Origin of the sequence: Pseudomonas sp. FP215, from assembly GCF_030687795.1 — a bacterium.
In the GTDB taxonomy this organism is placed as follows: Bacteria; Pseudomonadota; Gammaproteobacteria; order Pseudomonadales; family Pseudomonadaceae; genus Aquipseudomonas; species Aquipseudomonas salmasensis.
In genome coordinates, this window is sequence record NZ_CP117447.1 from 389,692 (window position 1) to 413,864 (window position 24,173).

Here is a 24,173-nt window from a genome sequence, read left to right on the forward strand (position 1 = left end):
CGGCGCAGCAGCGTGTCGCGCCATCAACAACCTACAGACGTTTGACCCGGAAAAATCCACAGGCTTCGCGTAAAAAAGGGCGCGATGGTGCCAGCTTTGGCCGGGTGTTGGAAGGGTTAACCGGGCAAACGGTCCATATCAGCCCGCTTATGGGGCGTCACGTACTTTTTGTGTGTGTTTTTGGTGCGTCGGTGCGCCGTGAATGTGAGTCGCACGGTAACGCTATAGCGGAATGCCATTGTTCTCAATGACTTGCGATGGGTGGCGAATTGTCCTACAGCCCCCGTCAACTGTGGCTCTGAAATATTTTGGCGCAAATCTTGCGTAAAAAATAAAGAACGCCCTGTTGGATTCTTTTCACGAGAAAGGCTGCAAGCCGGGCGAACCGTTTTCGCAATTCCTCGCAAAGGTGTGTCAATGAGTAGTACGCAAAGCTCCAATGACCTCGAACAGGGGCTCAAACCGCGTCACGTCACCATGCTGTCGATTGCCGGTGTCATCGGCGCCGGTTTGTTTGTCGGCTCCGGCCATGCGATCGCTGCTGCCGGCCCGGCTGTGTTGTTGGCCTATGCAGCCGCCGGTACGCTGGTGGTCTTGGTGATGCGCATGCTGGCCGAGATGGCCGTTGCGTCACCGGATACCGGTTCGTTCTCTACCTATGCCGACCGGGCAATCGGCCACTGGGCCGGTTTCACCATCGGCTGGCTGTACTGGTGGTTCTGGGTTCTGGTGATTCCGCTGGAAGCCAACGCGGCGGCGACCATCCTGCACGCCTGGTTCCCCGACGTGGCGATCTGGGTGTTCACCCTGGTGATTACCTTGCTGCTCACCGCAACCAACCTGTTCAGCGTGAAAAACTACGGTGAATTCGAGTTCTGGTTTGCGCTGATCAAGGTCGTGGCGATCGTGGGCTTTGTGATCCTCGGCCTGGCCGCGATCTTCGGCTTCTTGCCCACCAGCCAGGTCAGCGGTGTTTCGCACCTGTTCGATACCCAAGGGTTCATGCCCAACGGTATGGGCGCGGTATTGGCAGCGATCCTGACCACCATGTTCTCGTTCATGGGCACCGAGATTGTCACCATCGCCGCCGCCGAATCGAAGAACCCTGGCCAGCAAATCACCAAGGCCACCAATTCGGTGATCTGGCGGATTGGTTTGTTCTACCTGTTGTCGATCTTCATCGTGGTCTCCCTGGTGCCTTGGAATGATCCGACCCTGGCTGCCGTAGGTTCCTACCAGACTGTGCTGGAACGCATGGGCATTCCGAACGCCAAGCTGATTGTCGACCTGGTGGTGCTGGTTGCCGTAACCAGCTGCCTCAACTCGGCGCTGTACACCGCGTCGCGCATGCTGTTCTCCCTGGGCCGTCGCGGTGACGCACCGGCCGTGGCCAAGCGTACCAACAAGAGCGGCACGCCTTACTGGGCGGTGTTGCTTTCTACCGGCGCTGCGTTCCTGGCGGTATTTGCCAACTACGTCGCCCCGGCGGCGGTGTTCGAATTCCTGCTGGCCAGTTCCGGCGCCATCGCGTTGCTGGTGTACCTGGTGATTGCCGTGTCGCAACTGCGCATGCGCCAGAAGCGTGCGGCGGCGGGCGAGAAGATCGTCTTCAAGATGTGGTTGTTTCCTGGCCTGACGTACGCGGTGATGGTGTTTATCGTCGGTACCTTGACCATCATGCTGTTCCAGGAAGCGCATCGGGTCGAGATCATCGCGACGGGGGTGTTGAGCTTGCTGGTGGTATTGGCGGGGTTGGTTGTGGCCAGCCGGCGCAAGGCTCAACGATTGGGCGCTGCGGCCCTTAACTGACGCAATACTGAGTAAATGTGGAAGGGGGGCTTACCCTAATGCCTGTAGGAGCGAGCTTGCTCGCGAAAAACCAATAGGCGCCGCGTTTACTCAGGAACCACGCGTTATCGTTGGCGTTTTTCGCGAGCAAGCTCGCTCCTACAGGGGGCAATGGCGCCAGATGTTGTTGTGTGTCAGTCAGCTGAGTTTGTCAGCGCCTGGGAGGCAGCCACATAGTCTGCCTGGAACTGCGGCGATTCGATCCACGCTAACGCCGCGGCTTCGTCATCGCTGTCTGTCGCCCACTGCCGATACTCGATCAGCGCCGCCAGGATAAAGTCGGTCGCTTCCTCTTCGCCTTCCTGCTCCAGCACCAACGCCAGCAACGGGTGCGCCAGGAACACCGCACACAGCGCCTGCTGGCTGATCTCGCCGGCGGCACGCATCGCGACGAACAGTTCAGTCAAATCCACCGACTCAAGGTCGATGCGGCTGTCGTCGCCCGCAAAGGCATCCGGCTTGTGTGCCACGGCGCGCTGGGTGCGGTTTTGCTTGGCCTTGGCTTTTGCCCGGTGGGCGCGTTTTTGCTGCTTGTTTGGCGAGGCCATGGGCTCGACGTCCTTGGGGTCTGGGTCTAGAGGGTGTATTGAAGCGCAGGTTGGGGGAAATCCCAAGGGTTTCTGGGGCGGCAGTGATTGCTGTAATGCTCGACCTTCTCTGCGCGGGTACTTAGGCTGACAGTCTATTGACCCACCCGAGCTCGCCCATGACCCGTGACACCCTGGAACACCATCAGGTCCCTATCTACTTCGTTGCCGTCTTTGTGGCCGTCACGTTCGGCCTGCTCTGGCCCTTATCAGCGCATGGCCTCAGCCTTTGGGTGACACCTGCCATCGCCGTGCTGATGTACGCGATGTTTCTGCAAATCCCCTTCCTGGAACTGCGCCAAGGCGTGGGCAACAAGCGTTTCCTGGCGGCCTTGCTGTTAGCCAATTTCATCCTGGTGCCCTTGCTGGTGTGGGGGGTGACCCGCGGCCTGGTGGAACGCCCGGCGTTGCTGGTGGGCGCTCTGCTGGTGTTGCTGACGCCCTGTATCGACTATGTGGTGGTGTTTACCCATATCGGCAAGGGCGATTCGCGGTCGATGCTGGCGGCAACACCGCTGCTGCTGTTGCTGCAACTGCTGTTGTTGCCGGTCTACCTGGGGCTGATGTTGGGCGAGCAATCCTCCGTGGTGGTGGCTGCAGGGCCTTTTGTCGAGGCGTTCGTGGGGTTGATTGTGGTGCCGATGCTTCTGGCGGTCCTGACCAGCGCTCTCGCGCGGCGTTCGAGCGCTATTGGACGTTGGAACAGTGCCTGGGCGTGGATGCCGGTGCCGGCAATGGCGTTGGTGTTGTTTGTAGTGCTGGCTTCGCACATCACGGCGGTGGTACGGGATATCAATGTGTTGCTACCTGTCATTCCGGTCTACGTGGCCTTTGTGTTGCTGGCGCCGCTGATGGGCATTGTGGCTGCGCGGCTGTTCGCACTGCCAGCGTTGACGGCGCGGGCGGTGACCTTCAGTGCGTCGACCCGTAACTCGCTGGTGGTTTTGCCATTGGCGCTGGCCCTGCCGGAGGATGTGCGCGGCTTGGCCGCAACGGTGGTGATCCTGCAAACCCTGATCGAGTTGGTTGCCGAATTGCTCTACGTTCGCCTGATTCCGGCAGTGGTGTGGCCCACCAGTCGGTAACCGCGTGAATGTTCAGATCTGTTCAGGCGCCATTCAGGGGCGCGTTCGGCACCATACGCCAGCGCTTCCCACCTGACAGGTCACCCGATGGATCACCGCAACCGTTTTCGCCTGGAGTCACTGGGTATTTTCCTGGTCGCTCTCTTGTTATTCACAGTGGGCATCTGGGATCAGCAGCCCCAGGGTTTTGACGGGCGTTGGGCGCTGTTCATGCAGGAAATGTATCGCCATGGTGCGAGCCTTTTCCCCACCACCTACGGCCAGCCCTATGCGGATTACCCCGGCACCGCGACCTTCTTCAGTTATCTATTCGCCCGTTTGTTTGACGCGCCGAACCACTTGGCGAATGTGCTGCCCACGGCGCTCGCCTCGGCGGGGGTGATCGCGCTGATGTACCGCCTGCTGGCACCCTACAGCCGTGCCTGGGCGCTGCTGACGGTGCTGCTCACACTGCTCACCGCTCAGTTGCTCGAAAAGTCGCGCTCGGTGTGCCTGGACCAAATGGTCGCGTTGTTATGCGTGGGCAGTTTCTACCTGCTGCACACCGGCGAGCGCCTCGGGTCACGGCTGAGGCCACTGGCGGTGTTCCCGTTGTTCGTCCTGGGGTTTGCGATACGTGGGCCGCTGGGGTTGATTGAGGTCTGCGCGGTGGTATGTGTGTATTGGGCGTTGGGCAAGCCGGGGGAGCGTGTTCGGCAGGTGCTGATCCACGGCGTTGTCGGCTTGGTGTTGCTTGCTGCGTGCTGGTGGCTACTGATGAAGCTTGCGCGGTTCAGTGGTGGCGATGCGTTTGCCGGTGAAGTGTTCAAGATGCAAGTCGGTGGGCGTCTGGATGAGTCGGGTGAGCCGTTCTACTTCTATTTTCAACTGAGCTTGTACCGTTACTTTCCGGTGGTACCGCTGGCGTTTGCGACCCTGTTTGCGTTGCGCCATCGCTGGCCCGAGCGCTGGGCCAATGAGCACCTGCAATTGCTGGTGCGCCTTGGGGGCTGCGGCTTGATCATTCTGTTCGGCCTGTCGGTACCGCATTTCAAGCGTGCTTATTACATTCTGCCCATGGTGCCGATGTTCGCGGCGGTCGCCGCCTATGGGCTACTGCATGCGCAAGGCTGGCTGGTAGGCGTGCGCCGTGGCTACGAATGGCTGGTCGCGGCGCTGCCGACGTTGTGCGTGGTGGTGGTGTTTGTGTGTCGACACGCCTGGCACAAGCAGGGCTACTGGCCGCAGATTTCCTTGCCGTTGATGATCGGCGCGTTGGTGGTGCTGCAAGTTGCGGCGTTGCTGGCCTGGCGGCGAGCATGGCGGTTGGTGTGGCTCAGCCTGATCGCCCTGGCAGCACAATGGCTGTTGCTGGTGACGGTGATAGAGCCGGCCAAGGACCTGCAATTCGATACCCGGCGGTTTGTCAGCCAGGTGGAGGCGTTGCGCCAGGCGCAACCGGGCCCTTTGGTGTTTGTCGACCTGGCGCGAGATACCTGGGCGGTGCGCTACATGATGAACCTGGATCACGATGAACAGCCGCTGTTTGTCGGGCGTCACGAGCTTGAGAAACTGGCGGCGCTGCCCCGGCCCTCCTGGGTGATTGTGTCGCGCAAGGAGACTGCGCTGTTGAAGGGCTCGCCGGTGGAGCACTTGGCGCCGAGCTATCAGGGGCGCTTGAATGACAACCCGTTGATGGTGTTTTTGCTCAAGTAAGGAGGCCCTTTAGCGAAGGGCCTGTCGAGCAGATGATTATTTGCAGCGGAAGCTTTCAGGCATCGTGACCGTATAGTTGCGCTGCACACGGTCCTGGAAATTCAGGTTCTGCAAACCCTGCTGTACCAGAAAGGCTTCGACTTTGGCGGCTTGGCAATCGTCGTTATAGGACGACGCCCGTAGCAGGTAGACCGCACGCCTGCTCGCTTCATCGCGAGCCGTGACCCGGAAGGTAGTGAGCGTGGTGTAGCCGGTGCGCTCCGAGGTCCCTACCGGGCCGTAGGAGGTGTTTGGGGTGCTGGTGCAGGTCAGCTGGTCGGTCTTTTTCTTGTTCTTCTTGCATTGGGTGGTGGTGCTTTTTGCCACTTGCCCGTATTCGGTAGCGGTGTAGCGATACGTCACCTGCTTGCTGTCGACATCCAGGGTGACGGTCATTTTGATCGGCGCGTGGTTCTTGGGCAGCGTGGTATCGGTAAAGACATTGCGAAAGCCCTGGTCCTGCATGGCGCGGACCATATCGCGCAGGTAGTAGCGGGCATTGAGCGAGTTTTCATCGCTGCCGCCCGTGGAGGTCACCAGCACGGTTGCCTGTCGGTCAAATTGATAATCGGGATCAGGCGTCGCGTTGATTGCTACGTCCAACTGCGTGGCACACCCACTGAGCAGGGCGGTCAGTATTAATAGGGTGCAAAGCAAGAAGCGGGTCATGAAAAAACCTTACAACTGAGAATTGGGTAAAGGCTGAACGATTGAACCCAGAGAAAAATAACCAGCACGGAGGATAAAAACCTCATGGCTTTCCTCTGCCAATCGCAGGCACTAAGCCACTAAGGATACAGGGCCGCGGTCTTGGTCGTCATGGCACCCGTGGTTATTCAGCCTTCTGCGGGGCTGGCAACCATCCACCACCGTCTTCGAATTTCTCAATCAGGAAGTCCACAAAGACCCGCAACTTGGGCACGGCAAACTTGCTCGGCAAGAAAATCGCATGAATGCTGTCGCCGAAAGTGCCCTCTGCAATGTACTTGGGCAAAATCACGCTGAGGCTGCCCTTGCGCAGATCCTCGGCGATGGAGAACGTGGGCAGCAAGCCTATGCCCACACCTTCCATCACGGCCTGCCTCACCGACTCACTGCTGTTGACGCTGAAACGCCCTGATACGCGCACTTCGGTCACTTCGCCATCGCGAATAAAACGCCAGGATGCTTCCCGCGCCAGGCCATTGATCAAGCAGTTATGTGCGGCCAAATCACCGAGCGTGGCGATGGGGGAGTGGCTGCTTAAATAACCGGGTGTTGCGCATAGTACGTAATCGAGTTTGGCTAAGCGTCGCGCTATAAAACTGTCAACGGGCGTACTGGTCAGACGTATCGCAATATCGAACCCTTCTTCGACAATATCCACATAGCGGTCGCTCAAAGAGAGCGTGACGCTGATGTCGGGGTAGGCGTTGAGGAATTGCCCAACCAGGTTGCTCAAGTGGAGATTGCCAAAGGCAACCGATGTGGTGACCCGCAAGTGGCCCCGGGGCGCCGATTGCAAGCTTTCGACTGAGTTGAGTAATGCGCCGGTTTCCTCGGTAATCCGAACACCGTGCTGATAGGCAAGTTCTCCCGCTTCTGTGAGCGCCAGGCTTCGCGTGGTGCGGTTTAACAACTTGGCCCCGAGCGTTTCCTCAAGCCTGCGCATTTGTTTGCTGACGGTTGAGGTGGTCGAACCGAAGAAACGGGCCGCTTTGGAGAAACTTTTCAGTTCGACAACTTTAACGAAAACAAAGACATCCGAAATATTATCTGAGAAAGATTCCATTGTTTCTCCAGAGGACACAGGCTTGTTCTTTTTGGCCGTATTGTGCGCAGCGGGTGGGTTAAATACTTTGAATTCTCTAGCGGTTAAACCTTGGAGGATTCATGAAAGCCCTGACCAGAAGTTTCAATATTGCCCTGCCCGCCACTCTACTGCCTTTGCTCTTCATCGTCATGTGGAGTTCCGGTTATGTCGTGGGCAAAGTGGCACTCCCCTTTGTGGGGCCCTACACCCTGATCTTCATTCGCTTTGCCAGTGCGGCGCTGATCCTGCTGGGCGTGGCGCTTGCGACGAAAGCACCGTGGCCGAAAACCCGCGCTCAGTTCGGCCATCTGGTGGTGGTGGGCATCTTGATCCAGGCGCTTCAGTTTGCTGGCCTGTACATGGGGCTGGATCTGGGCGTGTCGGCCGCTGTGGCCGCGCTGATTGTCGGCACGATGCCGGTGTTTACCGCGTTGGGCGCCACCCGGTTTCTTAACGAAAAAGTCAGTCGTGTTGAGTGGCTCGGCTTGGTGGGCGGATTGTTCGGTGTGGCCCTGGTGGTCTATGAACAGCTGGGTGTAAGTGCAACAGCGAGCCTGACAGGTTACTTGTGCGTAGTGCTGGCACTGGTTGGCATCACGGCCGGCAGCCTGTATCAGAAGAAATACTGCACCGGCATGGACTTGCGCACCGGCGGTTTTATTCAGTTGGCCACGGCCTCTTTCGTGATGTTCTTTCTCGCCGACCACTTTGAAAACCTCGCGGTTCAGTGGACCCCAACGATGATCTTCGCGTCCGGCTGGTTGTCACTGGTCAACTCTATTGGCGCTATCAGCATCCTCTACATTCTCATGCGCAAAGGTGAGGCGAGCAAAGTAGCAGGCCTGTTCCATCTTATTCCCGCAGTCACAGCCTTAATGGGCTTTGTATTCCTCGGTGAATCATTCAGTGCAATTAACGCAGTGGGTTTTGCGATTACCGCACTGGCTGTTTATGCGTGCACCCATGTCAAGAAGTGAGCTCAACGTTTAACCACCCCTATCTAACGCCTCTTTATCCAGCGAACAAGGAAGTATCATGCATACCGGACAAATCCTTAAAGATGTACTCAACGCAGTACGCAGCAAAGAAGCCTTGCCGTGGGTGCCTTATACCGCCAATGGCCGAACCAAGACCGACATCGTGCATTTGTACCAAGGCCCGGAAGTGGATGGCCCATCAGCGGCCCTAGTACGTTATCAGCCGGGTGCCCGTACCCAACGCCACCTTCATCCTGGCTACGAACTGATTTTCGTGCTCGATGGCGTGCTGCATAACGATGCCGGTGCACACCCAGCAGGCACGCTTGAAGTCTGCCCGCCTGACAGTGAGCATGCGCTGTGGAGCGATGAGGGCTGCACCTTCCTGGTGGTGTGGGAAAAGCCCGTGCAGACCGTTTCCCTGGCGCAGGCGCAGGCATGATGGGCGCCCTCAATAGCGGCTTCAACGTCCAGGCGGCCCCGGGAGCTGCGCTCGCAGCGGCCTCGTTCGGCAGTGATTACGTAATGGAGCCAAAGCGCGTCATCACCGCCAGCCAGGCGGCCGCCCTGGTACCCGATAACTGCACGATTACCACTGGGGGGTTCGGCAGTTGCGGGCACCCTGACTTGCTCACCGAAGCGCTGGCGGCGCGCTTTGCCGCTACCGCACAGCCATCAGACCTGACCCTGGTTTTTGCGGCCGGTCAGGGTGACAAGGCCAGCCGTGGGCTTAATCAACTGGCTGTCAAAGGCCTGCTGAAAAAGGTGATCGGAGGCTACTGGGCCCTTGCCCCGTCGATAGGCCAGATGGCACTGCGTGGTGAAATCCAAGCGCACAACTGGCCTCAGGGCGTCATAAGCCACTTGTTCCGCTCAATCGCCGGGGGCAAAAGTGGGGTGCTCTCAGGGATCGGTTTGCACACCTTCATCGACCCCAGGCAGGAGGGGGGCAAAGTCGGCCCGGCTACGACTGAAGAGCTGATCTCAGTAGTAAACGTTGGGGGGCGTGAAGAACTTTTCTATCCGTCGATGCCCATCAATGTCGCCTTTTTGCGCGGAAGCCGAGCAGATGTCGACGGCAATATCAGCATGGAGGACGAAGCCAACTTTCAGGACAGCCTCGCCCAGGCGCAGGCCGTTCACAATTGCGGCGGTATCGTCATCGTGCAAGTGATGGAATTGGTCGACCGTAACTCGCTTGATCCTCAGACCATCCGTATTCCGGGGATCTTTGTGGATTATCTGGTTTTATCCACGCCAGACACGCATTGGCAAACCTACGGTGAGGTCAGAAACAACACCTATACCGGGCGTTCACGCTCTGATACCGCCGTCACGCCGTTACCGCTGTGCGCCAAAAAAATCGTCGCGCGCCGAGCCTTGTATGAAATAGCCCGGTACAACGCGCCGATCGTTAACCTGGGTATTGGCACCCCGGAGTACATTGCAAGGGTCGCGAGCGAGGAGCGCTGCTCCGCCCATGTGCTTACTGTCGAGTCAGGGGTTATCGGCGGGACGCCTGCGCGGGGGCTGTCATTCGGCGCTTCGAGCAACCCTCAAGCGATTCTCGATCAAGCCAGCCAGTTCGACTTCTATGATGGCGGCGGAATCGATCTGGCCTTCCTCGGGTTTGGTCAGGCCGACAGCGGTGGCAACGTCAACATCAGTCGATTCGGCGGGCGGCTCAACGGTGTCGGTGGCTTTATCAACATTTCGCAGAGCGCCAAGCGCGTGGTGTTTTGCGGAACCTTCACGGCCGGTGGTTTGGAACTGGGGTTTGAAGCCGGACAATTAATCATTGAGCGTGAAGGGGATATCACCAAGTTTATTCAAGCCGTTGAGCACATGAGCTTCAATGCCGCCCATGCGCAATCACGCAACTGCCCGATTCTGTTCATCACTGAACGGGCTGTGCTCGTATTGAAAGACGGCCGCTTGATACTCAAGGAAGTTGCGCCGGGTATCGACATCGAGCGCGATATTCTCGCTCGCAGTACGGCCGATATCATCGTGGCTGACCACGTGGAGTTGATGCCCGCGTCGATTTTTCTCCATCAGCCGCTCTCTGTCACGGACAAGTACTGGCGTTCGCGTGACTAACTCATCATTTCATTGATGGCTCTTCATTCTTCGCACTACGCGTTTTGGAAAACACCATGAAAAAAATAACAATTGCCATAGTGGGCGGTGGTTCTGTCGGCGTTGCATATTTTACGCAACTCATTGATGAAGCTGTTCGTCAGGGGCTGAGTCATCATTTGGATGTGCTGATCTTTGAGTCACAGAAAACACCTGGGCCGGGTTATGCGTACCAGGCCGACTTCGAGTGCAACTTGCTCAACACGCGAGCCGACGCCATGTCTGCGGTAGCAGGCGACAAGCGACATTTCATTCGCTGGCTGGAACAGCATGGCGCAGATCAGGCGGTAGATTTTCCACAAACAGTCATCGACGATCACGCCTTCCTGCCGCGCAGCCTGTTCGGCAGATACCTGGCACATCTGTATGAGCAGACGATGGCCGTGGCCCGCGCCCATGGCATTAAGGTCACTGCAGTGACCTCAACCGTCACAGACTTGATCTCACTGTCTGACCAGCGCCCTTGCATTGATACCGAGAGCGGCGTGGCCTACGTGGCGGATCGGGTTGTCCTCAGCATGGGAAACCTGCCATCGACGCGGTTTACTCAGCTCAATGACGTGGCTGGCTTCGTGCGCACGCCATACCCAACCCGGGACATGGTGCGCAACATACCGGCCAACGCTTCGGTGTGTGTGCTAGGGACCGGGCTGTCGGCCATTGACACTGTGCTCTCACTGACAGAAGCCGGGCACCAGGGGAAAATTGTCATGGCATCGCGCACCGGCCGTCTGCCCAGTGTGCGCGGTACCTTTAATCGGCCTCATACACTGACTCATCTGACCCGGGCCCACATCGATAACTTCTGTGATGCAAATGGGGGCCAGCTCAAGCTGCATGACGTCTTTACGATGTTGCTACGTGAGATCGAGGAGGTTACCGGTGACGCCCTGGACTTGAAGCACATCATGAATTCGGGCGCTGGTGTGCTGGACTACATAACGTCCGAGATCATGCAGGCAGACAATGCCGAGCGTCTGTGGCAGTCGGTCATTTACTCGACCAACTCCATTATCGATTATGTCTGGCATCGCCTGTCTCGCGACGACAAGCAGGTATTCCAGACGACATTCGGCAGTCTCTGGTCTTCTTACCGCGTCTCGGTGCCGGTCAAAAATGCCCATAAGTTGCAGGCGTTGCTGAAGGCTGACCGAATACTGGTGCTCGGCGGCGTCAGGCAAGTCACTTACAACCAGGCTTCAAAGGTCTTTGAGACGCGCATTGACGACCGTCGCAGTGCATTTCGTACCGTCGTCGAGAGTGAGTATGTTATCAACGCCACCGGTTACTCCGTTCAGGTGGAACAGTCTGACGTGCCGCTCGTGGTGAATCTGCTCCGGCGCAAGTTGGCCAGGCCCAATGAGTTCGGCGGCTTTGAGTTGGACTTCGAGACAGGAAGGTTGGTGGGTGCAGCTGGTGAGGCCTGGCCTCATGTCTCGGTACTTGGCAGCCTGGCCGCTGGCACGTATTTCTGGACGAATGCGATGGACGTCAACGTCAGGTTGGCGCGGCGTCAGGTTGAAGATGCGCTCAGCGTATTGTCAGGCAGCATCTCTCACGCGGCGTTGCCTTCGGCGCGAGCGCCTCGTCGTCGCTCTGTCACTCGAAGAGGTCGTACGGCTTCTGCTTCGGCGAGCACCCGGCAGAATAGACGCTACGGCCTGAAGGCTGCTCAGGGGAACGCAAACGTGCTTGGGGCACCCGTGCGAGGGGAACTGGCGTCGCCGACGACGCAGTTGGTCTGAGGGCGCTTTGAGCCTGGCCATTTAAATCAAGCCCGCGCAGATCATTTGGGCTGCGGGGCCTGAAGCCGGTTAAATCGCAGGGAATAAAAAACCCCAAGGAACATTGTTCCTTGGGGTTTCTCGGTATTTTGGTGCCCAGAGACGGAATCGAACCGCCGACACGGGGATTTTCAATCCCCTGCTCTACCGACTGAGCTATCTGGGCAACGGGGCGCATTAAACGGGTTTTTCAGGGGGTCGTCAAGCAAGTTTTCAATAAATATTTAATTATTACCGTCGCTTACGTGCAGACCCCGGTTTTTGATCAATTATTGAGCAGGTGGGACGTAGCCTTCGGCCTGGGCGTATTCCTCGCCGGAAAAGAACTTGTCCATTTCGCCCTGCAGGTATTTGCGGTCTTCGGCGTTCATCATGTTCAGGCGTTTTTCGTTGATGAGCAGGGTCTGGTGTTTTTGCCAGTCGCCCCAGGCTTTGGCTGAGACGTGGTCGTAGATGTCCTGGCCCTTGGCACCTGGGTAAGGAGGGCGTTCCAGGGCTGGCAGTTCTTCTTTGTACTTGCGGCACATAACGGTGCGGGTCATGACGAAACTCCTGCGTTCAATACGTCGGCCGCGCGCTTCAGCAGTTTTTTCACCGGGGCGGCAAGGCCCAGGCGCGGCGGGGTGGCGAGGTTATACCAGAGCCAGTCGGCCTCGGCCACGTGATGGGCGGTTTCCTCGACCTGGACCAGCCAGGGTTCGATGGCCAACTGAAAATGGCTGAAGGTGTGGACCAGCCCGGGCAGTTCCTGATGCTTGCCCAGCGCCAGCGCGTGCTGGTTGGCGAGGTGATCCAGGTCTTGCAGGTCGTCCAGCTCCGGCAAGCTCCACAAGCCGCCCCACAGGCCCGTGGACGGGCGACGGTAAAGCAGGATGGCGCCCTCGGCGTTGGCCAGCATCGGCATCAGCGTGCGCTTTTGTGGGATGGTCTTGCGCGGCTTGGGGATCGGGTAGCGGGTTTCCAGGCCGAGCATGTGGGCTTCGCAGGCTTTTTCCAGCGGGCAAAGCAGGCAACTGGGTTTGCTGCGGGTGCAGAGCGTGGCGCCCATGTCCATCATGGCCTGGGTGTAGGCGTTGACGCGGGTATGGGGCGTAAAGCGCTCTGCGGTGGCCCACAGCTGCTTGGCCACCTTGGGCTCGCCCGGGTAGCCCTCTTGTGCGGTAAAGCGCGCCAGCACGCGTTTGACGTTGCCGTCGAGGATCGGTGCGCGCAGGCCCATGCTCAGGCTGGCAATCGCGCCAGCGGTGGACAGGCCGATGCCCGGCAGCTCGGTGAGCTTTTCCACGTCGCGGGGGAATTCGCCGCCGTATTCGGCCACCACGATCTTCGCGGTCTTTTGCAGGTTGCGCGCCCGGGTGTAGTAGCCCAGGCCCGTCCACAGGTGCAGCACTTCATCTTCCGGTGCGGCGGCCAGGGCTTCGACCGTCGGCAAGGACGCCATGAAGCGGTCGAAGTAGTTGAGCACGGTGCTGACCTGGGTCTGTTGCAGCATGATCTCCGACACCCACACCCGGTAAGGGGTGATGCCCTGTTGCCAAGGCAGGTCGTGGCGGCCATGGCGGTCGTACCAGTCCAGTACCGCTTGTGAAAACTGCTCGTTTCTCATCGGTTGAACAGGCCTTTCAATGCGTCTTTGAGCTTGGGGTTAACCTTGTCGAGTTTTTCTTCCAGCTTCTCGTTGAGGCGATTGCCGGCCGCCTTGAGAGCGACCTGGCCCAGGCCGTCCTTGTCCAGGCGGCAGGCCTTGGCGCCCAGCTCAAGCGGGCCACGGCAGCGCAGCGGCACCTCAATGCCCTGGAAGTTGGCGCCGACCTGGCAGGCCGGGTCCGGCACGTCGCGCTTGTCGCCTTCGACGATGATGCCCACGCGGTAGTCCATGCCCAGCACGCGCAAATCCACATCACCGTTGCCGTTGAGCGTGAGGCCCGGGATACGCACTTTCAGGTCGGGGTTGCTGGCCACGCCGTTACGGAACGTGAGGTTGCCGCGCAGCTCCTGGAAGGGCGTGTCCTTGCCGCCTGGCGTGGTGCTCAGGGTTTTGCGGTTGAGCAGGGCGATGCCGGTACACAGTTGTTGCTCGATGTTGGCATTGAGCAACACGCCGTTGTTGATCACGAGGCTGGCGGTACCGTTGAGGCTCTCGATCAGGGCTTTCTGGCTGTTGCCGCGGCCGCTGAGGTTGCTGTCGAGGGTGAGCTGGCCTTTGACCGGCGGGGTTTTCCCTTGGGCCTGCAGGATGCGCTCAACAGGCACCTGCTTGATGTGGCTTTGCAGGGCCAGCACGGGTGTGTCCTGGCGTACGTCAAGTGTGCCGTTGGCCTGGAACGTGCCGTTGTAGAGACCGCCGCTGAGCGTGTCGAGCTTGAGTTGCCCGTCGATGCCGGAAGCTTTGAGCACCGCGTTCTGAATGGGCAGTTGGCTCAGGGTCAGCTCGCCAAAGGCCAGGTCTGCATTCACGTCCAGGCTGCGCAGGCGCGTCAGCGGCAGCAGTTTGTCGTTGCTCCAGGCGCCTTTGGTCGGCGCCTCCGGCAATGGCGTGTTGCCGCCTGCGGCCATGGCGCCGGCTTCGCTGCTCTGTACTTCGGCCTGGCGTGCGGCGGTTGCACCTTTGGCAGCTTCGGATTTGGCCGGCAGGTAATTGTCGGCATTGAAGGTATCGCCCTTGAGCTGCACACGCAGGGACTGCTTGGCGAAATCGTCCACGGCGATGCGGCCGGTGAAGGTGCTGCCATCGAGCTTCAGGTTCAGGTCTTCCAGGGCGACGCTGGTGGGCGTGCCCTTGAGGCGGCTCACCAGCTCGACCTTGCTCAGGCTACCGGGGGCCATGGCCGGCAGCGGATGACCGACGCTCTCCAGAAACTTGGCCAGGTCAAACTGGGCGACCGACAGGGCGCCGCTGATCTGCGGGGTCTTGTCCAGGTCATTGGCCTTCAGTTCGCCCAAGGCGCGCAGTTGGTTGGCCGCCAGTTTCAGGTTGGTCCATTCGGCGACGTTGGCCGCCAGGTCCACCAGCAGTTGGCCCTGGGTGGAGAAGCTCACCGTCTTGCCTTGCAACGGCTCACCAGTGGCCTCGCCGCTAAAGCGCATGTCTTCGAACTGGTAACGCTTGAGCGCGCGCTGGATGCGCAAGTTGCCGTTCAGCTCAGTCTTGACCCGCATCAGCGGCTGGTTGCTGCCCAGGAACGCCGTGAGTTTCAGCGGGATGCTGGCGCCTTCGTGGATGGCACCGGCACTCAACTGGATGCTTTCGGCACTTAGCTGCTTGCCGGTCTGTTCATCGGTGTATTCGACGCGGGCGTTGTTGATGGTCAGGCTGTCGATGTCCAGGCGGATCGGCTGCGGTGGCTTTTCCGGCTTGGTTTCCGCCACGGCCTCGACCGGCGCGGGAGCGGGGGTACCTGTGGTTTCGTCGGGCAGGTTCTTGCCGATGTCTTCCCAGTTACCGTGGCCTTGCTTGTCGCGGTTCAGGCGCAGGTTCAGGCCTTCGACACGCACATCGCTCATCTGCACTTCGCGGCGCAGCAGTGGCAGTACGCGTACCGACAGGCCGAGCATCTGCAAGTCGGCGAAAGGTTGGGTGGGTGCGGTCAGGGTCGCGACGCTGGCCTCGTGCAGTTCCAGGCCCAGCCAGGGGAACAGGCTCCAGCCGATATCGCCATTGAGCGTCAGCTCGATGTGGGCCTTGTCGCGGGCTATCTGGCGAATTTCTTCTTTGTAGTCGTTGGGATCGAAAAGGTGGGTCAGGGCAAAGCCGAGCGCCACAATGATCAGCAACAGCCCGAGAAGTACCAGACCCAGGATTTTGCCGAACGCTTTCATGGGCGAGTCCTTGTATGTCGATTTCAAAATTTAGCCGCAGAGTATAACGCTCGACGGCCCGCGTCAGTTCACGGATCGTTACATTGTATCCATGGGCGCGGAAATAGGATTTTGACGTCAGAAAAATACAGATAATCCAAAAAGGTAGTGGCAATCTGATTTTTCTCACATCCACTGGTGCTAATCTCTGCACGTTCGTCCGCCTTCTGCGACTTAAGGTCGCGCCTAAAGGGAAGTTCCACTCAACAAAACGGCCACGCTTTGCGTGCAAGGCCGAGGGAGAGAGCGCCTGACGGACGCATACCAATAACTGGGGGAAACACCAAATGAGCACTAGCACTGTGGCCGGCACTGACGCCGCACAGCCTGCGTTCCTGTCCAAGGAGCGCATCATCGCCAAGCCGGGCTTCAACCGCTGGCTGGTTCCACCGGCCGCCCTGGCCATCCACCTGTGCATCGGCATGGCCTATGGTTTCTCGGTGTTCTGGCTGCCGTTGTCCAAGGCGCTGGGCATCACCGCGCCAGTGGCTTGCGCACCGGACATGGGCTTTATCGCTCAAGTCTTCTCGTCCCAATGCGACTGGCCCATCTCCATGCTGGGCTGGATCTACACCCTGTTCTTCATCTTCCTGGGCTGCTCCGCAGCGATCTGGGGTGGCTGGCTGGAACACGCCGGGCCGCGTAAGGCCGGTGTAGTCTCCGCGCTGTGCTGGTGTGGTGGCCTGCTGATCTCGGCTTTGGGTATCTATACCCACCAGATCTGGCTGATGTGGATCGGCTCCGGGGTCATTGGCGGTATTGGCCTGGGCCTGGGCTATATCTCGCCCGTTTCGACCTTGATCAAGTGGTTCCCGGACAAGCGTGGCATGGCCACCGGCATGGCGATCATGGGCTTTGGCGGCGGCGCGATGGTGGGTGCACCTTTGGCCGCAGCACTGATGGGCCATTTCTCTTCGCCGACCAGCGTCGGTGTATGGCAGAGCTTTGTGGTGATGGCGGCGATTTACTTCGTGTTCATGATCGGTGGTGCACTGCTGTATCGCGTTCCGCCAACCGGCTGGAAGCCTGAGGGCTGGACCGCGCCAGCGAAGAAAGCCAGCAATGCGATGATCACTCACCGCCATGTGCATGTGAATGTTGCGTGGAAAACCCCGCAGTTCCGCCTGGTATGGCTGGTGCTGTGCCTGAACGTGTCGGCCGGTATCGGCATCCTCGGCATGGCTTCGCCACTGCTGCAGGAAGTGTTCGGCGGCAAGCTGCTGGGTGTCGATGTGCCATTTGGTCAATTGGATGCGGGCCAGTTGGCATCCATTGCGGCCATCGCCGCTGGCTTTACCGGACTGTTGAGCTTGTTCAACATCGGTGGCCGGTTCTTCTGGGCGTCGTTCTCTGACTACCTGGGGCGTAAAAACACCTACTTCGTGTTCTTTGCCCTGGGCTTTGCCCTGTATGCGCTGATCCCGAACCTGGGGCACCTGGGTAACGTGGCGCTGTTCGTGGCGGCGTTCTGCATCATCCTGTCGATGTACGGCGGTGGTTTTGCCACAGTTCCGGCCTACCTGGCCGACCTGTTCGGTACCCAGATGGTTGGCGCGATCCACGGTCGCCTGTTGACCGCCTGGGCCGCTGCGGGCGTGTTGGGCCCGGTGCTGGTGAACTACCTGCGTGAATACCAGTTGAGCATAGGCGTTGAACGCGCCGCGGCCTACGACATCACCTTGTACATCCTCGCCGGCTTGCTGGTGCTGGGCTTCATCTGCAACCTGCTGGTGCGCCCGGTGGCCGACAAGTACTTCATGACCGATGCCGAACTTGCCGCCGAACAGGCGCTGGGCCATGACAAAGGTGCCGATGCGAGCACCGTGCTGGAGTGGAAGGCCTCCGCCGCCAGCAAGCCGCTGGCGATTGCCGCGTGGCTGGTAGTGGGTATTCCGTTGGCTTGGGGTGTGTGGGTGACCCTGCAGAAGACCGCAGTACTGTTCCACTAACACTGCAAACCCTTGTGGGAGGGGGCTTGCCCCAATGCATTACCCTCTGTAGGAGCGAGCTTGCTCGCGAAAAACGTCAACGACAAAGCGCGGTTTCTGAATGAACGCGGCGCCTGTGAGTTTTTCGCGAGCAAGCTCGCTCCTACAGAGTCTTAGGTGACTGGCATTGGGGCAAGCCCCCTCCCATATTGGTTTCCCAGGTTTTCAGGGGCTGTGCTTCACATGTATGCACATGTCTATCCCCGACACTCCATCAGTCTTATCCCCTTCGTTGTTTCTGTTTAGCGCCCGCGCCCCTATAATGGCTGCCTTTTTCGCCCAATGATTTTGCGGAGCTGGTGATGGCCGAACGTAAGGCATCTGTCGAGCGCGACACTCTGGAAACCCAGATCAAAGCCTCGATCAACCTGGATGGCACCGGAAAGGCCCGATTCGATATCGGTGTACCTTTTCTTGAGCACATGCTGGACCAGATCGCCCGTCACGGGCTGATCGACCTGGATATCGTCGGCAAAGGCGACCTGCACATCGACGACCACCACATGGTGGAAGACGTGGGCATCACCCTCGGCCAGGCGTTTGCCAAGGCCATCGGCGACAAAAAAGGCATCCGTCGCTACGGCCATGCCTATGTCCCGCTGGACGAAGCGCTGTCCCGTGTGGTCATCGACTTCTCCGGTCGCCCGGGTTTGCAGATGCACGTGCCGTACACCCGCGCTAACGTGGGCCGTGGCTTTGACGTCGACCTGTTCCAGGAATTCTTCCAGGGCTTTGTCAACCACGCACTGGTCAGCCTGCACATCGACAACCTGCGCGGCACCAACACCCACCACCAGATCGAAACCGTGTTCAAGGCTTTCGGCCGCGCACTGCGCATGGCTGTGGAAGTCGATGAGCGCATGGGCGGGCAAATGCCGTCGACCAAGGGCGTCCTGTAATGCAGACGGTCGCGGTTATCGATTACGGCATGGGTAACCTGCACTCGGTGGCCAAGGCCCTTGAGCATGTAGGCGCCGGCAAGGTGCTGATCACCAGCGATGCCAACGTGATTCGCGAAGCCGACCGCGTGGTGTTCCCCGGGGTTGGCGCGATTCGCGATTGCATGGCCGAGATCCGCCGCCTGGGCTTTGACAGCCTGGTGCGCGAGGTCAGCCAGGACCGCCCGTTCCTCGGCATCTGCGTGGGCATGCAAGCCTTGCTCGACAGCAGTGAAGAGAACGGCGGTGTCGACTGCATCGGCCTGTTTCCGGGCCAGGTGAAGTTCTTCGGCAAAGACCTGCATGAAGAAGGCGAGCACCTCAAAGTTCCGCACATGGGCTGGAACGAAGTGCGCCGCACCGTCGACCACCCGCTGTGGCACGACATCCCGGACATGGCGCGTTTCTACTTCGTGCACAGCTACTACATCGCCGCCGGTAACCCGCGCCAGGTGGTGGGTGGCGGGCATTACGGCGTCGATTTTGCCGCCGCGCTGGCCGATGGTTCGCGTTTTGCCGTGCAGTTTCACCCGGAGAAGAGCCATACCCATGGCCTGCAATTGCTGCAGAACTTCGCCGCGTGGGATGGTCGCTGGTAAATGGCCAAGAAACCAAAGCCGCCGATCTTGAACCTCACGCCCGAGCAGGAGCGTGCGGCCACCGACAAGATCAAACGTTTCATGGAGGACCGCTTCGAGCTCAAGTTGGGCTCGTTCGAGGTCGCCGAGATTCTTGAGCTGTTCACCACCGAAGTGGCGCCGCATTATTACAACAGGGCGGTTTTCGACACGCAGACGCTCCTTAAGGAAAGGTTCGAAAGCATCGAAAGCGACTTGTGGTCGCTTGAGAAACCTTGATTTCCCAAGCATTGCTGAATATCGAATAAGGTTTGCCAGATGCTGATTATCCCCGCTATCGATCTCAAGGACGGCGCTTGTGTCCGCCTGCGCCAAGGCCGCATGGAAGATTCCACCGTGTTCTCCGATGACCCGGTGAGCATGGCTGCCAAATGGGTAGAAGGGGGCTGCCGTCGTTTGCATCTGGTGGACTTGAACGGCGCCTTCGAAGGCCAGCCGGTCAATGGCGAGGTGGTCACCGCCATCGCCAAGCGCTACCCCACCCTGCCGATCCAGATCGGCGGCGGTATCCGTTCCCTGGAAACCATCGAGCACTACGTCAAGGCGGGCGTGAGCTACGTGATCATCGGCACCAAGGCCGTGAAAGACCCAGCCTTCGTCGCCGAAGCCTGCCGCGCTTTCCCGGGCAAAGTGATCGTAGGCCTGGATGCCAAAGATGGTTTCGTCGCTACCGACGGCTGGGCTGAAATCAGCACCGTGCAGGTGATCGACCTGGCCAAGCAGTTCGAAGCCGACGGCGTGTCTGCCATCGTTTATACCGACATCGCCAAAGACGGCATGATGCAGGGCTGCAACGTACCCTTCACCGCAGCCCTGGCAGCGGCCACGAAGATTCCGGTGATCGCTTCCGGCGGCATTCACAACCTGGGTGACATCAAGTCGCTGCTGGACGCCAAGGCCCCCGGCATTATTGGTGCCATCACTGGCCGTGCGATTTACGAAGGTACCTTGGACGTCGCCGAAGCCCAGGCTTACTGCGATGCCTACAACGGCTGAGGACTGACCATGGCGCTGGCCAAACGCATCATCCCTTGCCTGGACGTCGACAACGGTCGCGTGGTCAAGGGCGTCAAGTTCGAGAACATCCGTGACGCCGGCGACCCGGTGGAAATTGCCCGTCGCTACGATGAGCAAGGTGCCGACGAGATTACCTTTCTCGACATCACCGCCAGCGTCGATGGCCGCGACACCACGCTGCATACCGTCGAGCGCATGGCCAGCCAGGTGTTTATCCCGCTGACCGTGGGCGGCGGCGTGCGCACCGTGCAAGACATCCGCAACCTGCTCAACGCCGGTGCCGACAAGGTCTCGATCAACACCGCCGCGGTGTTCAACCCCGAGTTTGTCGGCGAAGCCGCGCAGCACTTCGGCTCGCAATGCATCGTGGTGGCTATCGACGCCAAGAAGGTGTCCGGCCCGGGCGAAACCCCGCGCTGGGAGATCTTCACCCACGGCGGGCGCAAGCCTACCGGGCTGGACGCGGTGGAGTGGGCGATGAAGATGGAAGGCCTTGGCGCCGGTGAGATCCTGCTGACCAGCATGGACCAGGACGGCATGAAAAACGGCTTCGACCTGGGCGTCACCCGCGCCATCAGCGATGCCCTCGGCATTCCGGTGATCGCATCGGGTGGGGTGGGCAACCTGCAGCACTTGGCCGATGGCGTGCTTGAAGGCCACGCCAGCGCGGTGCTGGCGGCGAGTATTTTCCACTTTGGCGAATACACAGTACCCGAGGCCAAGGCCTACATGGCCGCACGCGGTATCGTCGTGCGCTAAACGCTGCTGGACACCATGGCAGGCGCGCGGCACTCTCTGCGCTTGCCATGGATTCCGGTAGCCTTCATGTTCAAACACCTGCTGCTCGCCCTCGCCAGTTCCTCCATGCTCATGGTGGCTACGGCACACGCCGAACAACCGTCTGACGCCTCCCTGGTGCTGCTGACGGAAAATTTCCCGCCCTACAACATGGCGAAAAACGGCAAGAACTTCGCCAAGGACGAGAACATCGAAGGCATCGCCGTAGACATCATGCGCGAAACCTTCAAGCGCGCCGGCATTTCCTACAACCTGACCCTGCGTTTCCCTTGGGAGCGAATCTACAAGCTCGCCCTGGAAAAACCCGGTTACGGCGTGTTTGTGATGGCGCGGTTGCCAGACCGTGAAGCCTTGTTCAAATGGGTCGGCCCCATCGGCCCGGACGATTGGGTGCTATTGGCCAAGGCCGACAGCAAGATCCAGCTGGAAAACCTTGAGCAGGCGCGCCGATACAAGATCGGCGCCTACAAAGGCGACGCCATTGCCGAAAGCCTGGACAAGCAGGGGCTAAAGCCGATTGTCGCCCTGCGTGACCAGGACAATGCGCAAAAGCTCATGGAAGGCCAGATCGACCTGTGGGCCACAGGCGACCCTGCCGGGCGTTACCTGGCGCGGCAGGTGGGGGTGAACGGGCTCAAGACGGTATTGCGCTTCAACAGTGCGCAGCTTTACCTGGCGTTGAACAAGGACGTGCCGGATGAGCTGGTGGCCAAGCTTCAGTCCGCGCTGGACCAGTTGCGTGAAGAAGGCCGTATCGACCAGATCATGGCCAACTACCTGTAGGAGCGAGCTTGCTCGCGAAGGACGTCAACGATGACGCGGGTATCCAGGGGGTACGCGGCGGTCTCAAGTTTTTCGCGAGCGAGCTCGCTCCTACAGGGGGGCGTCAGCGATAGATGCCGTTTTTGCCATGCCCGGCCATCGCCCGGTTGCTGCGCACGCTGATCATCAACTTGATATCGATCCACTCCACGCCCTGTGCCTTGAGCTTGGGCAATTCGCGCTCCAGCACCGCCAGCGTCTGTGGGTAAGGATGCCCGATCATCACCGCCGAGCCCTGCTTGTGCGCCAGCTTGATTGCGGTTTGCAGCTGCGTGGTAATCGCCGCTTCGGTGCGTTCGTCATCGAGAAAAACATCCCGCGACACATGGGCCAAACCGATCTTCTGCGCTTCGGCGGCGGCGACGGTCTGCGCGCTGGTGCGGCTGTCGACGAAGAACTTGTGGCGCCTTTGCAACTCACCCATCAGCCAGGCCATCGCCGCCGGCTGCGCGGTCATGCGGCTGCCCATGTGGTTGTTGATGCCTGCCGTGTAGGGCACGGCATCGAACGCGGCATCCAGGCGCTTGCCCAGTTCTTCGATGGACAGCTCCGGGTGCCAGGCGAAGGGGCCGGTGGCCGGGTCCATGGGCATGTGCAGGATCACGATCTTGCCAGCCTTGTGGGCCTCACGGGCGAATTCGGCGGCGTGGGGCGTGTCCGGCATGATGGCGGCGGTCACCGGTCCGGGTAGCGCGAGCACGCGGCGATCCCGAAGCAGGTTTTGCCCCAGGTCATCGATGATCAGTGTCAGGTAGGCTTTGTGCGGTTCGCTGGCAGGGGCCGCTTGAGCGACCCCTGCCAGGCTGCACAGCACAGCGAAGATCAGGGCAAGGCGCATGATCAACGGCTGCGGGTGATGCTCAAGCCCTTGAGCAGGCTGAGTGCCTGGGCCAGTTGGTAGTCATCGTCCTGCGGCATCGGCTTGGCCTTGGCGCGGCTGCCGGTTGGCTGGTCGGCGCCGCCGTTGCCATTGCCCAAGTGACCTTGCAGGTCGGCCTCTTTGTAGTATTCGCCATCGATCTCGTTGGTGATCTTGGCGCGGCGTACTTCGATGTCCGGCACGATGCCCTGGGCCTGGATCGAGCGGCCGTTGGGCGTGTAATACAGCGCGGTGGTGATCTTCAGCGCACGCTCGTTGTTCAGCGGCAATACGGTCTGCACCGAGCCTTTACCGAAGCTGGTGGTGCCCATCAGCACACCGCGCTTGAGGTCTTGCAGGGCGCCGGCGACGATTTCCGAGGCCGAGGCGCTGCCGCCGTTGATCAAGACCGCCAGTGGCACGTTCTCGCTGAGGTCGTTGCCGGTGGCCGAGAAGCGTAGCTCGGAGTTGGCGATACGGCCCTTGGTGTAAACGATCAGGCCCTTGGTGACGAAGTGGTCGACCACCTCGACCGCCGACTGCAATACGCCGCCTGGGTTGTTGCGCAGGTCAAGCACGATGCCGTTGAGCTTCTTGCCGTTGTCTTTGCGCAGCTTGGCCAGGGCCTTGGCCACTTCGTCGCCGGTCTTGACCTGGAACTGGGTGATACGGATATAACCGTAGCCCGACTCCAGCAGTTGGCTCTTCACGCTCTTGACCGTGATGGTCGCGCGGGCCAGGGTCACGTCAAACGGGTTACCGCCGTCGCGCACAAGGGTCAGGGTGATTTTCTGGCCGAGCTTGCCGCGCATCTTGTCGACGGCTTCGGTCATGGTCTGGCCGCGGGTCGGCTGGCCGTTGATCTTCACGATCAGGTCGCCGGCCTGGATACCGGCCTTGGACGCCGGGGTGTCGTCGATAGGCGAGACCACTTTGATCTGGCCGTCTTCGGAGCCCACTTCGATGCCCAGGCCGCCGAACTCACCGCTGGTGCTTTCCTGCAGCTCGGCGAAATCTTCCGGGCCCAGGTAGGCAGAGTGCGGGTCGAGGTTGCTGAGCATGCCCTTGATGGCATTTTCCAGCAGGGCCTTGTCGTCTACGGGTTCGACATACGCTGCCTTGATCCGGTCCATGACCTCGGCAAAGGTGCGCAGCTCGTCCAGCGGCAACGGCGCCTTGGTCGTCGCAGCCATGGCGGGTGCAGCCGGTGCGGCCTGGTCGGCAAAAGCCAGAGGCGCGCCGATCACCAGGGCGATCGTCAGGGCCAGCGAAGTGAGGCGGGACAAATGCAGCATGTCGAACGAACTCC

At 59.9% G+C, this 24,173-nt stretch carries 22 protein-coding genes and 1 tRNA gene; 14 read left to right on the forward strand and 9 right to left on the reverse strand.

From position 1 onward, the window contains the following. The first annotated feature begins 417 nt into the window (after positions 1–417). Positions 418–1,809, forward strand: coding sequence for a GABA permease (gabP, locus tag PSH76_RS01670; protein WP_032894045.1), 1,392 nt, complete (start codon positions 418–420; stop codon positions 1,807–1,809). Positions 1,810–1,982: 173 nt separating this feature from the next. Here the strand turns inward: gabP and PSH76_RS01675 are convergent, their stop codons facing one another. Continuing rightward, positions 1,983–2,396: a hypothetical protein gene (locus PSH76_RS01675; protein ID WP_032894044.1), complete on the reverse strand. Its 414-nt coding sequence runs from the start codon at positions 2,394–2,396 to the stop codon at positions 1,983–1,985. A 158-nt stretch (positions 2,397–2,554) separates the two neighbouring features. Between PSH76_RS01675 and PSH76_RS01680 the strand changes: the two genes are divergently transcribed. Further along, positions 2,555–3,520, forward strand: a complete 966-nt coding sequence (locus PSH76_RS01680) for an arsenic resistance protein (RefSeq protein ID WP_305493511.1) — start codon at positions 2,555–2,557, stop codon at positions 3,518–3,520. An 87-nt stretch (positions 3,521–3,607) separates the two neighbouring features. Beyond that, complete coding sequence (locus PSH76_RS01685; protein ID WP_278918299.1) at positions 3,608–5,215, forward strand: glycosyltransferase family 39 protein; 1,608 nt, start codon at positions 3,608–3,610, stop codon at positions 5,213–5,215. A 36-nt stretch (positions 5,216–5,251) separates the two neighbouring features. Here the strand turns inward: PSH76_RS01685 and PSH76_RS01690 are convergent, their stop codons facing one another. Together PSH76_RS01690 and PSH76_RS01695 are read right to left on the reverse strand one after the other, a co-directional pair. After that, positions 5,252–5,923: a hypothetical protein gene (locus PSH76_RS01690; protein ID WP_032894041.1), complete on the reverse strand. Its 672-nt coding sequence runs from the start codon at positions 5,921–5,923 to the stop codon at positions 5,252–5,254. A 163-nt stretch (positions 5,924–6,086) separates the two neighbouring features. Then, positions 6,087–7,025, reverse strand: coding sequence for a LysR family transcriptional regulator (locus PSH76_RS01695; RefSeq protein WP_050499452.1), 939 nt, complete (start codon positions 7,023–7,025; stop codon positions 6,087–6,089). A gap of 101 nt (positions 7,026–7,126) precedes the next feature. Here PSH76_RS01695 and PSH76_RS01700 point away from each other — a divergent pair, with 101 nt between their 5' ends. From PSH76_RS01700 to PSH76_RS01715, 4 genes are read left to right on the forward strand one after another with little or no spacing between them, the layout of a single operon-like run. Then, positions 7,127–8,023 (forward strand): DMT family transporter, encoded by an 897-nt coding sequence (locus PSH76_RS01700; protein WP_044270608.1) that lies wholly within the window; start codon positions 7,127–7,129, stop codon positions 8,021–8,023. A 58-nt stretch (positions 8,024–8,081) separates the two neighbouring features. Beyond that, positions 8,082–8,465 (forward strand): cupin domain-containing protein, encoded by a 384-nt coding sequence (locus tag PSH76_RS01705; RefSeq protein WP_032894038.1) that lies wholly within the window; start codon positions 8,082–8,084, stop codon positions 8,463–8,465. Continuing rightward, the gene (locus PSH76_RS01710) at positions 8,465–10,123 is read left to right on the forward strand and encodes an acyl CoA:acetate/3-ketoacid CoA transferase (protein WP_262381691.1); all 1,659 of its coding nucleotides are present in this window, start codon (positions 8,465–8,467) and stop codon (positions 10,121–10,123) included. Before PSH76_RS01705 ends, PSH76_RS01710 begins: the two co-directional genes overlap by 1 nt. A gap of 56 nt (positions 10,124–10,179) precedes the next feature. Next, positions 10,180–11,907 (forward strand): FAD/NAD(P)-binding protein, encoded by a 1,728-nt coding sequence (locus tag PSH76_RS01715; protein ID WP_305493512.1) that lies wholly within the window; start codon positions 10,180–10,182, stop codon positions 11,905–11,907. Positions 11,908–12,036: 129 nt separating this feature from the next. Here the strand turns inward: PSH76_RS01715 and PSH76_RS01720 are convergent. The 4 genes from PSH76_RS01720 to PSH76_RS01735 form a co-directional block, all read right to left on the reverse strand. Continuing rightward, a tRNA-Phe gene (locus tag PSH76_RS01720) sits at positions 12,037–12,112 on the reverse strand. Between the two features lie 103 nt (positions 12,113–12,215). After that, complete coding sequence (locus PSH76_RS01725; RefSeq protein ID WP_032894036.1) at positions 12,216–12,488, reverse strand: oxidative damage protection protein; 273 nt, start codon at positions 12,486–12,488, stop codon at positions 12,216–12,218. Then, positions 12,485–13,552 (reverse strand): A/G-specific adenine glycosylase, encoded by a 1,068-nt coding sequence (mutY, locus tag PSH76_RS01730; protein WP_032894035.1) that lies wholly within the window; start codon positions 13,550–13,552, stop codon positions 12,485–12,487. Before mutY ends, PSH76_RS01725 begins: the two co-directional genes overlap by 4 nt. After that, a complete protein-coding gene (locus PSH76_RS01735; RefSeq protein ID WP_305493513.1) occupies positions 13,549–15,765 on the reverse strand; it encodes an AsmA family protein in 2,217 nt (738 codons plus the stop codon). The genes mutY and PSH76_RS01735 overlap by 4 nt, the downstream gene beginning before the upstream one ends. 326 nt (positions 15,766–16,091) lie before the next feature. On the opposite strand from PSH76_RS01735, the gene PSH76_RS01740 reads away from it, so the two are divergent. From PSH76_RS01740 to PSH76_RS01770, 7 genes are all read left to right on the forward strand, one after another. Further along, entirely contained in the window at positions 16,092–17,753 is a 1,662-nt protein-coding gene (locus PSH76_RS01740; protein WP_003187780.1) for an OFA family MFS transporter, read from the forward strand. Between the two features lie 341 nt (positions 17,754–18,094). Beyond that, positions 18,095–18,691, forward strand: coding sequence for an imidazoleglycerol-phosphate dehydratase HisB (gene hisB, locus PSH76_RS01745; protein WP_003187781.1), 597 nt, complete (start codon positions 18,095–18,097; stop codon positions 18,689–18,691). Beyond that, positions 18,691–19,329: an imidazole glycerol phosphate synthase subunit HisH gene (gene hisH, locus PSH76_RS01750; protein WP_003187782.1), complete on the forward strand. Its 639-nt coding sequence runs from the start codon at positions 18,691–18,693 to the stop codon at positions 19,327–19,329. The genes hisB and hisH overlap by 1 nt, the downstream gene beginning before the upstream one ends. Continuing rightward, complete coding sequence (locus PSH76_RS01755; protein WP_014716514.1) at positions 19,330–19,587, forward strand: DUF2164 domain-containing protein; 258 nt, start codon at positions 19,330–19,332, stop codon at positions 19,585–19,587. It begins immediately after the preceding gene. A 39-nt stretch (positions 19,588–19,626) separates the two neighbouring features. Further along, positions 19,627–20,364 (forward strand): 1-(5-phosphoribosyl)-5-[(5-phosphoribosylamino)methylideneamino]imidazole-4-carboxamide isomerase, encoded by a 738-nt coding sequence (hisA, locus tag PSH76_RS01760; RefSeq protein ID WP_032894030.1) that lies wholly within the window; start codon positions 19,627–19,629, stop codon positions 20,362–20,364. Between the two features lie 9 nt (positions 20,365–20,373). Then, positions 20,374–21,144 (forward strand): imidazole glycerol phosphate synthase subunit HisF, encoded by a 771-nt coding sequence (gene hisF, locus PSH76_RS01765; protein ID WP_003187786.1) that lies wholly within the window; start codon positions 20,374–20,376, stop codon positions 21,142–21,144. 66 nt (positions 21,145–21,210) lie between these two features. Continuing rightward, a complete protein-coding gene (locus tag PSH76_RS01770) occupies positions 21,211–21,966 on the forward strand; it encodes an ABC transporter substrate-binding protein (RefSeq protein WP_032894028.1) in 756 nt (251 codons plus the stop codon). 103 nt (positions 21,967–22,069) lie between these two features. Here the strand turns inward: PSH76_RS01770 and PSH76_RS01775 are convergent, their stop codons facing one another. Beyond that, complete coding sequence (locus PSH76_RS01775; RefSeq protein ID WP_305493514.1) at positions 22,070–22,843, reverse strand: divergent polysaccharide deacetylase family protein; 774 nt, start codon at positions 22,841–22,843, stop codon at positions 22,070–22,072. 2 nt (positions 22,844–22,845) lie between these two features. Further along, positions 22,846–24,159 carry a S41 family peptidase gene (locus PSH76_RS01780; RefSeq protein ID WP_020302395.1) on the reverse strand — a complete coding sequence of 438 codons (1,314 nt, stop codon included), beginning with the start codon at positions 24,157–24,159 and terminating at the stop codon, positions 22,846–22,848. Positions 24,160–24,173: the final 14 nt, after the last annotated feature.

Excerpts from the sequence above, each read along its gene's own strand:
- gabP (WP_032894045.1), top strand. The coding sequence starts at position 418 with ATGAGTAGTACGCAAAGCTCCAATGACCTCGAACAGGGGCTCAAACCG.
- PSH76_RS01675 (WP_032894044.1), bottom strand. The coding sequence starts at position 2,396 with ATGGCCTCGCCAAACAAGCAGCAAAAACGCGCCCACCGGGCAAAAGCC.
- PSH76_RS01680 (WP_305493511.1), top strand. The coding sequence starts at position 2,555 with ATGACCCGTGACACCCTGGAACACCATCAGGTCCCTATCTACTTCGTT.
- PSH76_RS01685 (WP_278918299.1), top strand. The coding sequence starts at position 3,608 with ATGGATCACCGCAACCGTTTTCGCCTGGAGTCACTGGGTATTTTCCTG.
- PSH76_RS01690 (WP_032894041.1), bottom strand. The coding sequence starts at position 5,923 with ATGACCCGCTTCTTGCTTTGCACCCTATTAATACTGACCGCCCTGCTC.
- PSH76_RS01695 (WP_050499452.1), bottom strand. The coding sequence starts at position 7,025 with ATGGAATCTTTCTCAGATAATATTTCGGATGTCTTTGTTTTCGTTAAA.
- PSH76_RS01700 (WP_044270608.1), top strand. The coding sequence starts at position 7,127 with ATGAAAGCCCTGACCAGAAGTTTCAATATTGCCCTGCCCGCCACTCTA.
- PSH76_RS01705 (WP_032894038.1), top strand. The coding sequence starts at position 8,082 with ATGCATACCGGACAAATCCTTAAAGATGTACTCAACGCAGTACGCAGC.
- PSH76_RS01710 (WP_262381691.1), top strand. The coding sequence starts at position 8,465 with ATGGGCGCCCTCAATAGCGGCTTCAACGTCCAGGCGGCCCCGGGAGCT.
- PSH76_RS01715 (WP_305493512.1), top strand. The coding sequence starts at position 10,180 with ATGAAAAAAATAACAATTGCCATAGTGGGCGGTGGTTCTGTCGGCGTT.
- PSH76_RS01725 (WP_032894036.1), bottom strand. The coding sequence starts at position 12,488 with ATGACCCGCACCGTTATGTGCCGCAAGTACAAAGAAGAACTGCCAGCC.
- mutY (WP_032894035.1), bottom strand. The coding sequence starts at position 13,552 with ATGAGAAACGAGCAGTTTTCACAAGCGGTACTGGACTGGTACGACCGC.
- PSH76_RS01735 (WP_305493513.1), bottom strand. The coding sequence starts at position 15,765 with ATGAAAGCGTTCGGCAAAATCCTGGGTCTGGTACTTCTCGGGCTGTTG.
- PSH76_RS01740 (WP_003187780.1), top strand. The coding sequence starts at position 16,092 with ATGAGCACTAGCACTGTGGCCGGCACTGACGCCGCACAGCCTGCGTTC.
- hisB (WP_003187781.1), top strand. The coding sequence starts at position 18,095 with ATGGCCGAACGTAAGGCATCTGTCGAGCGCGACACTCTGGAAACCCAG.
- hisH (WP_003187782.1), top strand. The coding sequence starts at position 18,691 with ATGCAGACGGTCGCGGTTATCGATTACGGCATGGGTAACCTGCACTCG.
- PSH76_RS01755 (WP_014716514.1), top strand. The coding sequence starts at position 19,330 with ATGGCCAAGAAACCAAAGCCGCCGATCTTGAACCTCACGCCCGAGCAG.
- hisA (WP_032894030.1), top strand. The coding sequence starts at position 19,627 with ATGCTGATTATCCCCGCTATCGATCTCAAGGACGGCGCTTGTGTCCGC.
- hisF (WP_003187786.1), top strand. The coding sequence starts at position 20,374 with ATGGCGCTGGCCAAACGCATCATCCCTTGCCTGGACGTCGACAACGGT.
- PSH76_RS01770 (WP_032894028.1), top strand. The coding sequence starts at position 21,211 with ATGTTCAAACACCTGCTGCTCGCCCTCGCCAGTTCCTCCATGCTCATG.
- PSH76_RS01775 (WP_305493514.1), bottom strand. The coding sequence starts at position 22,843 with ATGCGCCTTGCCCTGATCTTCGCTGTGCTGTGCAGCCTGGCAGGGGTC.
- PSH76_RS01780 (WP_020302395.1), bottom strand. The coding sequence starts at position 24,159 with ATGCTGCATTTGTCCCGCCTCACTTCGCTGGCCCTGACGATCGCCCTG.